This window comes from Archangium sp., assembly GCF_036277355.1.
Classification (GTDB): Bacteria; Myxococcota; Myxococcia; order Myxococcales; family Myxococcaceae; genus Archangium.
Genome location: NZ_DASUNC010000124.1, coordinates 16797 through 30064 on the forward strand (window position 1 = coordinate 16797; position 13268 = coordinate 30064).

General features: G+C 69.8%; 9 protein-coding genes and 1 other RNA gene. 6 read left to right on the forward strand and 4 right to left on the reverse strand.

Annotation, left to right across the window (positions count from 1 at the left end; translation table 11 throughout):
• Positions 1-38: 38 nt before the first annotated feature.
• Both VFZ09_RS30490 and ssrA read right to left on the reverse strand, forming a co-directional pair.
• The gene (locus VFZ09_RS30490; RefSeq protein ID WP_329731219.1) at positions 39-1979 is read right to left on the reverse strand and encodes a serine/threonine-protein kinase; all 1941 of its coding nucleotides are present in this window, start codon (positions 1977-1979) and stop codon (positions 39-41) included.
• Between the two features lie 175 nt (positions 1980-2154).
• Positions 2155-2520: a transfer-messenger RNA gene (gene ssrA / locus VFZ09_RS30495) on the reverse strand.
• A 191-nt stretch (positions 2521-2711) separates the two neighbouring features.
• On the opposite strand from ssrA, the gene VFZ09_RS30500 reads away from it, so the two are divergent.
• The 6 genes from VFZ09_RS30500 to omp85 all read left to right on the forward strand — a co-directional run bounded on the left by VFZ09_RS30500 (position 2712) and on the right by omp85 (position 11505).
• On the forward strand, positions 2712-4082 hold the full coding sequence (locus VFZ09_RS30500) for a pitrilysin family protein (RefSeq protein ID WP_329731220.1): 1371 nt from the start codon (positions 2712-2714) through the stop codon (positions 4080-4082).
• Positions 4082-5701, forward strand: a complete 1620-nt coding sequence (locus VFZ09_RS30505) for a pitrilysin family protein (RefSeq protein WP_329731221.1) — start codon at positions 4082-4084, stop codon at positions 5699-5701. The genes VFZ09_RS30500 and VFZ09_RS30505 overlap by 1 nt, the downstream gene beginning before the upstream one ends.
• A gap of 161 nt (positions 5702-5862) precedes the next feature.
• Positions 5863-7572, forward strand: a complete 1710-nt coding sequence (locus tag VFZ09_RS30510) for an OmpA family protein (RefSeq protein WP_329731222.1) — start codon at positions 5863-5865, stop codon at positions 7570-7572.
• 84 nt (positions 7573-7656) lie between these two features.
• Positions 7657-8988 (forward strand): aspartate aminotransferase family protein, encoded by a 1332-nt coding sequence (locus tag VFZ09_RS30515; protein WP_329731223.1) that lies wholly within the window; start codon positions 7657-7659, stop codon positions 8986-8988.
• Between the two features lie 4 nt (positions 8989-8992).
• The gene (locus VFZ09_RS30520) at positions 8993-10129 is read left to right on the forward strand and encodes a DUF819 family protein (RefSeq protein ID WP_329731224.1); all 1137 of its coding nucleotides are present in this window, start codon (positions 8993-8995) and stop codon (positions 10127-10129) included.
• Positions 10130-10146: 17 nt separating this feature from the next.
• Entirely contained in the window at positions 10147-11505 is a 1359-nt protein-coding gene (omp85, locus tag VFZ09_RS30525; protein ID WP_329731225.1) for an Omp85 family outer membrane protein, read from the forward strand.
• Positions 11506-11592: 87 nt separating this feature from the next.
• On the opposite strand, the gene VFZ09_RS30530 is transcribed toward omp85, so the two are convergent.
• Positions 11593-12201, reverse strand: a complete 609-nt coding sequence (locus tag VFZ09_RS30530; protein WP_329731226.1) for a TlpA disulfide reductase family protein — start codon at positions 12199-12201, stop codon at positions 11593-11595.
• Positions 12198-13268, reverse strand: coding sequence for a CFI-box-CTERM domain-containing protein (locus VFZ09_RS30535; RefSeq protein WP_329731227.1), 1071 nt, complete (start codon positions 13266-13268; stop codon positions 12198-12200). Before VFZ09_RS30535 ends, VFZ09_RS30530 begins: the two co-directional genes overlap by 4 nt.

The following is a 13268-nucleotide window of genomic DNA, read 5'->3' on the forward strand; positions in this document are numbered from 1 at the left end:
TGCCCCCTGCCTCCTGCCCGCCAGGCACTCGGATGGCGCTACTGGAAGCGGTTCACCGTCCTCACGTCCACGAAGGGGTTGACCCTGATGGCCTCGCCATCGGACCTGCTCTCCAGGCCACGCTCGATACCGGCTTCCCTCAGTTCCATGCAGACGGTGAACGTGTCCCCGGTGGGCGTCACGGCCTGGGTGATGTGGCCGTAGACGCGCTTCTCCCCGATGCAGAGCTGGCCGGAGAGGCGGGTGCCGTTCGGCAATGCCGTTCGTCCATCCACGTCCCAGTCGCCTTGCAGCTCAATCGAGAAGGCGCCTTCCTTCACGGGGACGGGCTTGCCCGTCTCCCACCCGGGGAAGACGGCGCTCCCGGCCCTGTTCCCGATGGGGATGCCGAGCTGGCGCGTCATGGTCTCGACGGCACCGGCCGGGCACGCCTGGGGGGCGGGCGCCTTGCGGACCTGGGCACCGGGACAGGCCATGTTGGCGGCGGCGGCCACGGCGAGCAGCACGTTGGCCCCGGTGGAGCCGGTTCCCTTGTTCTCCACCTGTGAGCCGGGGGCCTTCTTCTTCATGCGGGTGGTTCCCTTGCTGAGCGTCACGGTGGTGACGGGCGCAGGGGTGTCCGCCTTCGAGGGCGCTGCGCCTGTGTCAGCTTCGGGCGGCTTCCACGGGGGCGCCACTTCGTGGACGGGCGTGGCCCATGGCATCGGTCCGTCGAAGGAGAATTCCGCAGGTACGGGAGACGTCAACACCGGCTGGCCTGGAGCAGGGGACGGCGTTGGGACGGGAGGCGCCGGCCGGAGCTGGCCGAGGACGTTCACCACACCCAGCACGAGGCCCACCACGGTCACGGCCACGAGGAGCGGAACTGCGCGTCTCACCCGGGTACGAAGGGTGGGGACGGTTGATGCGGTGGGCGGCTCGGGTAGGGCAGGGAGCTCGACGGGATGGGCGGGAGCAGCGGGAGGCGCGGGCGGCCTGCCCCGCTTGGGCTTCTGCCTTATCCACCTGCGCAGCCACGCTTGGCTGTCGTGGCCCACCAGCTCCGGCGCGTCATCGGTGGTGCGTCCGTCCGCCGTCCAGCCGTAGCACAGCGCCATCTCCCAGCGGTGGGGGTCCGCCTTCGCCTCTTCCAGCAACTTCTCCAGCGCCTCGCACAGGGCCTCGGCGTCCGGTACGCGGGCAGCCGTCTTGGCCAGCAGGCGCAGGCACAGGTTGCTCAGCGCCGGAGGCACACGAGAGTTGCGCACGTGCGGGGGCTTGGGCTTGCCCGCGCGAATCTCCGCCATCAGCTCGTCATCCGGGCCGTTGAAGGGGTACACGTCCGTGACGAGCACGTAGAGGATGACGCCCAGGGCGTACAGCTCGTCCTTCACCGAGTAGTCGTAGCGCTCCCCCCGTTTTCGGTTCTCGCGCAGGAAGAAGGCCACGGCCTCGGGGCTGCGGTAGCGGAGGTTGGCCGGGGCCAGGGCTCCGGTGACGCGAGGAGCGCCCGGCATGGTGCCCGCGCCGAAGTCCACCAGCACCGGCGCTCCGTCCGCCTCGCGCACCAGCACGTTGTCGCCCTTCAAGTCGCGGTGCTTCACCTCCTGGGCGTGAACCGCCTTCAACGCCCGGGCGAGCGGCAGCAGCTTCTCCACCAGCTCGCGGGCGCATGGGTTGTTGTCCCGAGCCCACCGGTAGAGCGTCACTCCCGGCACGTACTCCATGACGAGCACCAGGTACTCGGGCTTCTCCTCCGGCCACTTGAAGTGGCTCAGCAGCCGCACCACGTTGGGGAACTCGTGGCGGAGCATGATGAACAGCTCGCGCCAGCCCCACTCACCCACGCTCTCCAGGTGGATGAACTTGAGGGCGCATGGGCTGCCATCTCGCCACGCGAGGAACACCTTGCCGAAGCCGCCAGCTCCCAGCTTCTTCTCGATGCGGTAACCGCCCACCACCATGTCCGGCCGCACCACGTCCTCCAGCGTGGGCTTCATGGTGCCCCTCCTGCGACACCAGCGTGTAACGGTAGGAGTTCGGTCACGTGCTCAACCTCGGAAGTGAGGAGGCTAGCAAAAACCTGGGGCCGCTCGTGCTCGGAGAAATCCCTCGCAGCCTCGGCGGAAAAAGAAAGCCCCGGCTCGCCTGATGGCGGCCGGGGCTCTTTCACTTCAGTGGAGGCGGCGGGAATCGAACCCGCGTCCGAAAGCCTTCCGTCCTTTGACCCTACGTGCGTAGTCCGCGATTTGCTACGTCCCCCAGACTCCCACGGACGGGATTCTGTGAGCCGGTCCTGGATGATCTCACCGCCGAGAGTCCAGGCACCCTCGACGGCCAGCCCGCATTATGACGGTCCTACCCCGCCCCACGGGCCGAGAGCAGGAGGACCGCGCACTAGGAAACTGCTAGTTAGGCAGCCAGCGCGAGCTCAACGTTGTCGTTGGCTTTTGTGTCTTTGTCGGTTGGTTTTACGAGCGAACCAACAAGCTCGGCACGCGTCTCGAACTTCCATGCCCCCGTCGAAACCAGGTCGCCCCCTTCGGGCACTTCAACTTCGCTCACTTCCTCTTTGCTCCACCCACCATAACCGCTGACGGCGCCCGGTCAATCCTTCTGACGCCTCGTGCTGTCGTCCTCCAACGGCCTCCCCTCGCCGCCCGCCCGCTCGTGGGAATAGCGGGTAGGCTGCGCCGTTTGCTGGCCCCCCACCTCGTGGGTGCTTCAGCGACATGAGGACACGCATGCACCGGCGCTTCATCCCCCTCCTGCTCCTCCTGCTGGGAGTGGCCCTCCCCGCCGCGGCCGCCGAGCAGGCCGCCTCCCCCTTCTTCCCCTACCCCATGAAGGTCGATCGCCTGCCCAACGGGCTCACGGTCGTCCGCGTGCCCTTCAACTCGCCCGGTCTCATCGCCTACCAGACCGTGGTGCGCGTGGGCTCGCGCAACGAGGTGGAGCCGGGCAAGACGGGCTTCGCCCACTTCTTCGAGCACATGATGTTCAAGGGCACGAAGAACTTCCCCGAGGGCGAGCGCGACAAGGTCATCAGCACCTACGGCTTCGACGACAACGCCTTCACCACCGATGACCTCACCCTCTACCACTCGTACGGCCCCACCGCCGGCCTGGAGAAGCTGGTGGAGATCGAGGCCGACCGCTTCCGCAACCTCGAGTACTCCGAGCCCTCCTTCCAGACCGAGGCGCTCGCCGTGCTCGGCGAGTACCACAAGAACGCCGCCCAGCCCTACCTGAAGATCGAGGAGGAGCTCGGCCGCACCCTCTTCACGAAGCACACCTACGGGCACACCACGCTCGGCCACTACGCCGACATCAAGGCCATGCCCCAGGCCTACCCGTACAGCCGCACCTTCTTCGAGCGCTGGTACACCCCGGACAACGTCATCCTCGTCGTCGTCGGTGACTTCGACGACGACACGCTCATGCGGGCCGTGCGCGAGCACTACGGCCCGTGGGACCGCAAGAGCGCCACCGTCACCGTGCCCGCCGAGCCGCCCCAGACGAAGGAGCGCTCCGTCCACATCGACTGGCCCCAGAGCACCCAGCCCCGCCACCTCTTCGCCTGGCGCACCCCCGCCGCCCGGCTCGACACCGCCGACGCCGCCCTCCAGACGGTGCTCGCCGACTACCTCGTCGGCCCCACCAGCCCGCTCTACAAGGAGCTCGTGCTGGACAAGCAGCTCGCCCAGGAGATCGGCAGCGACTTCTCCATCCACCGGGATCCGCACCTCTTCACCCTCGTCGCCGTCCTCCAGGAGGAAGGCAACCGCGCCGCCGTCCGCGACGCCTTCAACGCCGCCGTGAGGGCGCTCGCCACCGGCAAGGTGGACGCCGGCCGCGTCGAGGCCATCAAGAGCAACACCCGCTACGGGCTCCTCATGAACATGGAGACCGCCAAGGCCGTGGCCACCCAGCTGTCCTATTTCGCCGGCGTCTACGGCACGCCGGACGCGCTCGCCCGCCACTACCAGAAGGTCTCCGAGGTGAAGCCGGGCGACCTCGTCACCTTCGCCAAGAAGTACCTCACCGCCGCCAACCGCACCCAGCTCACCCTCACCCCCAAGCAGGCCGGAGGCCAGAACTGATGCGTCCCCTCGTGTCCCGCTCCCTCGCCCTCTGCGCCGTGCTGTGCCTCGGCGGTTGCGCCACCACGTCCCAGACCGCGTCCGCTCCCGAGGCGCCCCCACCCCAGGCCGAGCAGCAGGCGCAGGCTCCCGCCGAGCCCCCGGCTCCCGCGGCCCCCGCGTCCGTACCCGCCGTCCCCCTGAAGCGTCCCGAGCCCCTGCGGCTCGTCGTCCAGGCCAACCCGGCCAGCCCCATCGTCAGCTTCCGGCTCGTCTTCCACTCGGGCTCGGTGGATGACCCGAAGGGCAAGGAGGGCCTCACCTCGCTCACCGCCGACCTCCTGTCCGAGGGCGGCACGAAGAGCCTCACCTCGGCCCAGTTGCTCGAGGCGCTCTTCCCCATGGCCGCCGAGCTGAGCTCCTCCACCGACAAGGAGTTCACCGTCTTCGCCGGCCGCGTCCACAAGGACCACCTGCCGCGCTTCCTCGACATCTTCACGGATGTGCTGCTCCAGCCGCGCTTCTCGCCCCAGGAGTTCGAGCGGCTGCGCGCGCGGGCCCTCAGCGACGTCCGCAACGGGCTGCGCAGCGAGAACGACGAGCTGCTCGGCAAGGTGGCGCTCGATGCGCTCCTCTATGAGGGCCACCCCTACGCGCACTTCGTGGGCGGCACCGAGAAGGGGCTCGAGTCCCTCACCCTCGAGGACGTGAAGGCCCACGCCGCGCGCGTCTTCACCCAGGACCGGCTCGTCATCGGCCTCGCGGGCCCCGTGGACGAGGCGCTCCAGAAGACCGTCGTCTCGCGCCTGTCCGCGCTCCCGGCCACCGGCGCCCCGCGCGTGGAGCTGCCCGCCGTGCCCACCACCGCGGGCCGCGCGCTCGTGGTGCAGAAGCCCACCCTCTCCACCGCCGTCTCCATGGGCTACGTCACACCCCTGCGCCGGGGGGATCCGGACTTCTTCCCCGTGGCCCTCGCCCTCTCGTACCTCGGCGAGCACCGCCAGTCCTCCGGTGTCCTCTTCAACGAGCTGCGCGAGAAGCGCGGCCTCAACTACGGCGACTACGCCTACGCCGAGCACTTCATCGAGCAGCCCGGCACCACCTACAACCGCACCAACATCGCGCGCACCCAGCAGGACCTCACCCTGTGGATCCGCCCCGTGGTGCCCGCCAACGGCATGTTCGCCACCCGTGGCACCGTCTACTTCCTCGACCGGCTGGTGAAGCAGGGCATTCCCCAGGAGAAGTTCGAGCTCAGCCGCGGCTTCCTCCTGGGCTACACGCGCCTGTGGGAGCAGACGGATCAACGCCGGCTCGGCTACGCCATCGACTCGCTCTTCTACGGCACGCCCGGCTTCCTGGAGGAGTACCGCGCCGCGCTCGCGAAGATGACCCCCGAGTCCGTGCACGCCGCCGTGCGCCGGCGGCTGCGTCCCGAGGCCCTCAACTTCGCCTTCGTCACCCAGGACGCCCAGGAGCTGGCGAGGAACCTGGAGGAGCAGCCACCCTCGCCCATCACCTACGCGTCCACCAAGCATCCCGCGCTGCTGGAGGACGACAAGGCCATCATCACCTGGCCCCTGCCCATCCGGGCCGAGGCCATCCAGGTGGTGCCCGCGCAGTCCTTCATGGAGAAGTAGCGCGAAGCTGTAGCGAGCAGACACTCTCGCGGGGGTTTTCTTCCGCCCCCCGGGAGTGGGTGGTAAGAGCCGAGCCACTGAAGGGCCCGACTTTCCGGGCCTCTCCCTGGGAGCGGTCCTTGCGAAGCGCAGCAACCCGACTCGCAGTGGTGTGCCTGCTGTTGGCTGGTGTCACGGCGCGGGCGGACCATGATCCCTTCGCGCGCGGCTTCGACGCCGTGCCGCTGAAGGCCACGCCTGCCCAGAGGAGCGGCATCGCCCTCGAGGGCGCCAAGGCCGAGCCCGCTGGCAGTTTCCGGGGCGCCCTGCTCCTCGACTACAACCGCGGCATCCTCGCCCTCAAGCTGGGCGACGAGAAGCTGGGGGACCTCCTCCCCTACCGGCTGGATGCCCACGCGCTCTTCGCCTGGCAGCTGCACCGCCGGCTGGAGCTCGCCGCGGACGTGCCCTTCACCCTCACGCAGGGGGATGGCTTCCAGCTGCTGCGCGACAGCCTCAATGCCCCGGACTTCCCCGGGGCCGCCGGAGTCAGCCGCTTCGGTTTCGGCGACGTGCGGCTCCAGCCCCGCGCCTTCCTCCTGCTGCCAGAGGAGTTCCCCGTGGCCGTCGCCCTCTCCGCCGAGGTGCGTCTCCCCACCGGGGATGGCGGCAGCTTCCTCGGGGAGCGGAGCGTGCTGGTGGCGCCACGCATCGCCGTGGAGCGCGCCTTCGGTCCGGTGCGCGTGCTGGGCAACCTGGGCATGCGCCTGCGTCCCCAGCATGCGCAGTACCTCAACCTCTACGTGGGCAACGAGGTGACGTTCGGCGGTGGCGCCGTGGTGGACCTGCCCGACGTGGGCCGCCTCACCGACGTGCAGGCCATCGCCGAGATGCACCTGGCCACGCCCGCCGCAGCGCCCTTCAACTTCCGCCAGGCGGACTCCCTCAAGACGCCCTGGGAGGTGCTCGGCGGCGTGCGCGCCCACTTCCACGGCAACTGGGGCGTGGAGCTGAACGTGGGCCGCGGCGTGACGCTCGGCAGCGGCTACGGCCGCGAGGAGCTGCGCGTCATGTTGGCCCTGCGCTACGACGAGGTCTTCATCGACTCGGATGGCGACGGCGTACCCGACTCGCGCGACCGGTGCCCCATGGAGGCCGAGGACCTCGATGGTTTCGGGGACAACGACGGCTGCCCGGATCCGGACAACGACGGCGATGGCATCACGGATGGCGAGGACCAGTGCCCCAACTCCGCCGGCTCCAAGGCCGACGGGGGCTGCGGGGACTCGGATGGCGACGGCGTGCCCGATGGCCAGGATCTCTGCCCCTACATGGCCGGCCCCAAGAGCTATGACGGCTGCCCGGACACCGATGGCGACGAGGTGCCCGACAACGTGGACAAGTGCCCCGACCAGTCCGGCCCTCCCGAGGCCGATGGCTGCCCCATCGACAATCCGCCGCTCGTGGTCATCGAATCGGACCGCATCCGCATCAAGGGCAACATCCTCTTCGAGACAGGCTCGGCCACCATCCAGAAACAGTCGCTCAAGCTGCTCGACGAGGTGGCCGTGGTGCTCGACCGCAATCCCGAGCTGGGGCCCGTGCTCATCGAGGGTCACACCGACAACGTTGGCTCCGACACCCTCAACCTGAACCTGTCCCAGCGGCGCTCGCAGTCCGTGATGGACTACCTCATCTCCAAGGGCATCGAGTCCCACCGCCTGCGCGCCAAGGGCTTCGGTGAGTCCAAGCCCATCGCGACCAACGCCACCGCGCTCGGCCGCGCCAAGAACCGCCGCGTCGACTTCCGCCTCATCAAGTCGGAGATCGAAACGCCCGCGCGCACCGTCCCCGCCGACAAGAAGGGCGAGGGCGATACCGGGAAGCGGTGACGGGGAGGCCGGGAGCAATCCCCCCGGCGTTTGCCTATAGTACCGGGAGCAGCCTTTCTCCCCCCCCACACTCCCGGAGATGCGATGTCGAAGAGTCCCCGCCTGGATTCCCAGGGTCTGTCCCATCACGACGTGCTCGCCCGGATGCGCGAGATGCGCACCGAGGACGCACGCTGGCAGGAGGGGAAGACGTGGAGCCTCGTCTACAACGCGGGCGAGGACATCCGCCGCGTGGCCGCCGAGGCCTACACCGAGTTCATGTCGGAGAACGGCCTCAGCCCCCTGGCCTTCCCCAGCCTGAGGCGCTTCGAGGCCGAGGTGCTCGCCATCGCGGCGGAGCTCTTCCACGGCCCCACCGCCGCCGGAACGATGACGTCCGGAGGCACCGAGTCCATCCTCATGGCCATCAAGACGGCCCGGGACTTCGCCCGCTCCGAGCGCGGCATCACCGAGCCGGAGATGGTGCTGCCCGCCTCCGTCCACCCCGCCTTCCAGAAGGCCGCCCACTACTTCGGGGTGAAGCCCATCAACGTCCCCGTCGGGCCCGACTTCCGCGCGGACGTGGCCGCCATGCGCGCCGCCGTGGGCCCGCGCACCGTGCTCGTCGTCGGCTCGGCGCCGTCCTATCCGCACGGGGTGATGGATCCCATCTCCGAGCTCGCCGCCATGGCCCGGGAGAAGGGAGTCCTCTTCCACGTGGATGCCTGCCTCGGCGGCTTCCTGCTGCCCTTCGCGAGGCGGCTCGGCCACGACATCCCCGACTTCGACTTCGCCGTGCCCGGCGTCACCAGCCTGTCGGCGGATCTGCACAAGTACGGCTACGCGGCCAAGGGCGCCTCCCTCGTCCTCTACCGCACCCCCGAGCTGCGCCGGCACCAGTTCTTCACCTACGCCGGTTGGAGCGGCGGCATCTACGCCTCGCCCTCCATGGCCGGCACCCGTCCCGGTGGGGCCATCGCCGCGGCCTGGGCCATCCTCAAGTACCTCGGCGAGGAGGGTTACCTGCGGCTGGCCCGCACGGTGCTCGACACCTCGAAGGCGCTGCGCGAGGGTATCACCGCCATCCCCGGGCTCGAGCTGCTGGGCAGGCCTTCGCTCAGCATCTTCGCCTTCTCCTCGGACACCCTGGACATCTACGCGCTGGGCGATGCCATGGAGGCGCGCGGCTGGAAGCTGGATCGGCAGATGATGCCTCCCGCGCTGCACCTGATGGTGACGCCGGCCCATGCCACCGTGGTGCAGCCCTTCCTCGATGACCTGCGCACGTGCGCCGCCAGCCTCGCCTCCGGCGAGCCCGCCCCGGATGGCAGCGCGGCCATGTACGGCATGCTCGGCACCCTCCCCGACCCCAAGGACGCCGAGGGCTTCATCCTCCAATTCATGGACGGGCTGTACGACGTCCCCGAGCAGGAGTGAGCCCATGACCACCGTGGGGCTCTTCCAGGTGCTCGCGCTCGTGGGCTTCCCCGGGCTCTCCCTGCTCGCCGCGCGACACATCAAGCCCGTGGCCTGGGTGGGCCCCGTGGTCGTCTGCTACGCCTTCGGCATCCTCCTCGGCAACCTCCCGGAGTTGGGGCTGCAGGAGCGGCTGAGTCTCTCCGTCAGCGAGGCCGCCGTCCCGCTGGCCATCCCCCTGCTCCTCTTCACCACGAACGTGCCCCGGTGGATGCGGCTCGCGCGGCCCACGCTGGTGTCCTTCTGCCTCGCGTGCCTGTCCGCCATGGTGAGCGCCGCCGTCGTGGGCTTCGCCTTGTCGGACCGCTCGGACGAGTGGTGGAAGATGTCCGGCATGCTGGTGGGCGTCTACACCGGTGGCACCGCCAACATGAACGCCATCGGCCTGGCACTCCGCGTCAGCGATGAGACCCTCATCCTCCTCAACACCGCGGACATCGTCGTCGGCGCCGCCTACCTCCTCTTCCTGGTGACGGTGGCCCAGCGGCTCGCCCTGCTCTTCCTGCCGCGCTTCCCGAATGCCACCGGCTGGGATGACGGCGACCCGCAGGAGGCGGAAGGGGCCGGGCGCTTCACCTGGAGCCAGGCGCGCGGCATGGCCCTGGCCTTCCTCCTCGCCGCGCTCATCGTGGGCATGTCCGTGGGCGGAACGCTCCTGGCGTTCGGCGGCATGGAGGCTCCGGTGGTGCTGCTGCTCATCACCTCGCTGAGCCTGGCCGCGTCCTTCGTCCCCGCCGTGCGCGAGCTGCCCGGCAGCTATGCCATGGGGGACTACGCGCTGCTCGTCTTCTGCGTGGCCGTCGGCACGCTCGCGGACGCCAGCCGCATGCGCGACACGGGCCTCTTCGTCTTCGTCTTCTGCGCCGCCGTGGTGGTGCTCGCCGTGGGGCTGCACTTCGCCCTCGCCGCCCTCTTCCGCATCGACGCGGACACCGCCCTCATCACCTCCACCGCCACCATCTTCGGCCCCCCCTTCATCGGCCCGGTGGCGCGCGCGCTGCGCAACCGCGAGCTCATGGTCTCCGGTCTCACCACCGGCATCATGGGCTACGCCGTGGGCACCTATCTCGGACTCGCCGTGGCCTGGTTGCTGCGGCCCTGACGTACCTGGAGCCTTCCATGCATCCGATTCGGAAGACGTGGGCCGTGGTGCTCTCCACCGCCCTGGCCGCCACCCCCGCGTGGGCGGAGGAGGCCCCCCAGGAAGCCCTCGCGGCCCCCGGCCCCGAGCCCGTTCCCGTACCCGCGCCCTCCCCCGCGCCCCGGACGGGCTGGGGCGTGCAGGGCCTGCCGCTCGTCAACTTCAACAGCGACGAGGGGGTTGGTTATGGCGCGCGGTTGATGGTGGTGGACTCGGGCGACGGCACCCAGCGGCCCTACCGCCTCGCCTTCATCGCGCAGTTCTTCCAGACGACGAATGGGCTGGGCATGCACCGCCTCATCGTGGATGCGCCGGGTTTCCTGTCGTCGCCCTGGCGACTGACCACGGACATCAGCCTGCTCAACGACCGGTTCTCGCCGTACTACGGCCTGGGGAGCTCGGCGGGGTATGAGCCCGCCTTCGCCGCGTGCGCGGACCGGGACGCGTTGAAGTCGGATCCGAACGCCTGCCCGGGCAACCCGGACTTCCGCGGCCTGCGCTACTACACCTTCGAGCAACGCTCCCTGCCGAGCATGATGCTGAACGTGCGCCGGCCCCTGAGTGGCCCCTGGCAGGTGGCGCTCGGTTATCGCTTCCGGCTCACCACGGTGCAGACGCGCTACACCGCGAAGGACCTGGGACAGGCGAGGGACTCGCGGCTGGTGGAGGACGCCCGCGCGGGGTTGCTCACCGGGCTGAGTGGGGACTCGGACGCGCCGGCCTCCTTCCGCACCGCCGAGGTGACCGCCGGCTTGCTGTTGGATCTCCGCGACAACGAGCCGGCACCGGTGCGCGGCATGTTCCATGAGCTCGCGCTGCGCGGCGCCACCGGGGTGACGGGCAGCGCCTTCTCGTACTGGGGCGCCACCGCCAACCTGCGCTTCTACCACCCCGTCTTCGACGACCGGCTCGTGGCCGCCCTGCGCCTCTTCGTCGATGTCATGGGCGGAGACGTTCCCTTCGTCCTCCTCTCCGCCTTCAGCGGAGTGGAGTGGCGCGAGGGCTGGGGCGGCATCGGCGGCGTGTACACCGCCCGCGGCATCCTCAAGAACCGCCTCCAGGGCCAGGTGAAGGCGCTCGCCAACGGGGAGCTGCGCTGGAAGTTCCTCTCCGTGGCTCCGGGGAATCAGCGCCTGGACTTCACCCTCGTCACGTTCCTCGACGCCGGACAGGCCTGGGCCGATCTGCGCTTCCTCGACGGGGGAACGCCGCGCTACGCGGGCGGCGGCGGGCTTCGCATCGCCTGGGAGGACAACTTCATCCTCCGGCTCGACTACGGCGTCAGCCCGAGTGACGGCACTTCGGGGTTCTACCTGGACTTCAACCACTTGTTCTGAGTTGGGCTCACGGGGGCAACCCGGGGCCCGGATACCCTCACCCCGTCCCTCTCCCGGGGGGAGAGGGGAAATGGGGGGTGATTGGAGTTACTGGCCCAGGGCCCTTTCGATTCGCGCTCGCAGCGCGGCCTCGGACAGCGCGCCCCGCTGCGCGTCCACCACCCGGCCCTCCCGGTCCAGGAAGTAGAGCGTCGGCAACGCCGTCACCTGGAACGCCGCCGCCATCTCGTCCGGCGCGTACACCACGTACGGCGCCAGGTCCGGCATCCGGCTCACCACGAACTCCTCCACGAACAGCGGCGCGTCCGGCATCTCGTCCCGGCTCGCCGCCACGAACACCAGCCCCTTCGCCTCGTACTCCTTCGCCAGCTTGATGAGCGACGGCATCTCCGCCTGGCACGGCGGGCACCACGTCGCCCAGAAGTCCAGCATCACCACCTTGCCCCGCAAGTCCGCCAGCGACAGCTTCTTGCCGTCGTACGTCTGCATCGGCACCGACGGCGCCGTCGTCCCGTCCGACGCCAGCCGCGACCTCATCGCCTCCTGCACCCCCAGGTACCCCAGCCCCGCCAGGCCCAGCAGCGCCGTCACCACCAGCAGCACCTTGCTCCATCCATGACGCCCGGGTGCTGGCGCGCTCCCCTCGCCCACCTGCTCCGGCCGCCCCTCGGTGTCCGCGTTCCGCTGCTCCGTCACGTGCCTGCGCTCCTCGTCGTCTTCAACACCCGGTGCACCTGCTTCAGCACCCCCCTCACTCCCCGCCTCACCCCCGGCCTCCGCACCACCCACTCCGCCACCCCCGGCCCATACCGGTAGTACACCCGGATGAATTCCCGCCCCAGCCCGTGGCGCCGCAACACCTCGTCCCGGAACTCCCGGAACGCCACCAGCTCCGGCGCCCCTTCCCCGAACGCCGCCGTCACCACGAAGCACGAGCCCGCCGGTGAAATCCACATCAGCCGGTCGTTCGTCAGGTTGCGCACCACCTTCAGCTCACGCGCCTCGGTGTACAGGAAGACCAGCAGGTCCCTCCTCGCCACCGGGAACTCCTCGCCGCTCGCCTCCTCGAACTCGATGCGCGAGCTGCCCGAGCCCCTCACCTCGTCCACCGTGAAGAAGTAGCGCCGCGAGCTGCTCTTGTGCTCGATCTCCAGCCCGCGCAGCTCGCCGAAGTACGCCAGGAACGGCGTGCCGCACGCCGGGCACACGTAGCGCCGCGTCCCCGGCCCCGGCACGAACCCGAAGTCGTTGATGCGCTTGCAGCCCGTGTTGGGGCAGATGAGCTTCACCTGCGCCACCGGCTCCTGCCGCGGGTCATACCTCGAGGCCCCCGACGCCCGGTCGTACACCGGCGCCGCCACCGACTCCTTCGTCCCGAGCGCCCGCGTGGGGTGCGCCTGGCGCTCCAGCTCGATGGCCCGCCGCCACGCCTCCTCCGCCTGCACCAGCCGCCCGTCCACCGTGTGGCACAGCGCCTCGCCATGCGCCTTCAACGCCGCGAGGATGCGCTCCGTGGCCTCCCAGTGCCCCGACTCGCGCGCCACCGCCAACGCCATCGCCAGCACCTTCTCCAACTCCGGCACCAGCGCCTCGGCCGCCTTCCGCGCCGGGTCCTCCGCCCGGTGGTACACCGGTGGCTCCGGAATCCGGGCGAACAGGGCCAATGCTTGCGCGCGCAACTGCTCCTGCGCTTCCTGCGCTCGCGGGAGGGAGATCGTCGCCGCACGCTTCTGCGCGGCCTGGAAGAGCTCTTCGGGCTGCAA

What these genes read in the sequence shown, in the direction of transcription:
- VFZ09_RS30490 (WP_329731219.1), bottom strand. Translation starts at nt 1,979, where the DNA reads ATGAAGCCCACGCTGGAGGACGTGGTGCGGCCGGACATGGTGGTGGGC.
- VFZ09_RS30500 (WP_329731220.1), top strand. Translation starts at nt 2,712, where the DNA reads ATGAGGACACGCATGCACCGGCGCTTCATCCCCCTCCTGCTCCTCCTG.
- VFZ09_RS30505 (WP_329731221.1), top strand. Translation starts at nt 4,082, where the DNA reads ATGCGTCCCCTCGTGTCCCGCTCCCTCGCCCTCTGCGCCGTGCTGTGC.
- VFZ09_RS30515 (WP_329731223.1), top strand. Translation starts at nt 7,657, where the DNA reads ATGTCGAAGAGTCCCCGCCTGGATTCCCAGGGTCTGTCCCATCACGAC.
- VFZ09_RS30520 (WP_329731224.1), top strand. Translation starts at nt 8,993, where the DNA reads ATGACCACCGTGGGGCTCTTCCAGGTGCTCGCGCTCGTGGGCTTCCCC.
- omp85 (WP_329731225.1), top strand. Translation starts at nt 10,147, where the DNA reads ATGCATCCGATTCGGAAGACGTGGGCCGTGGTGCTCTCCACCGCCCTG.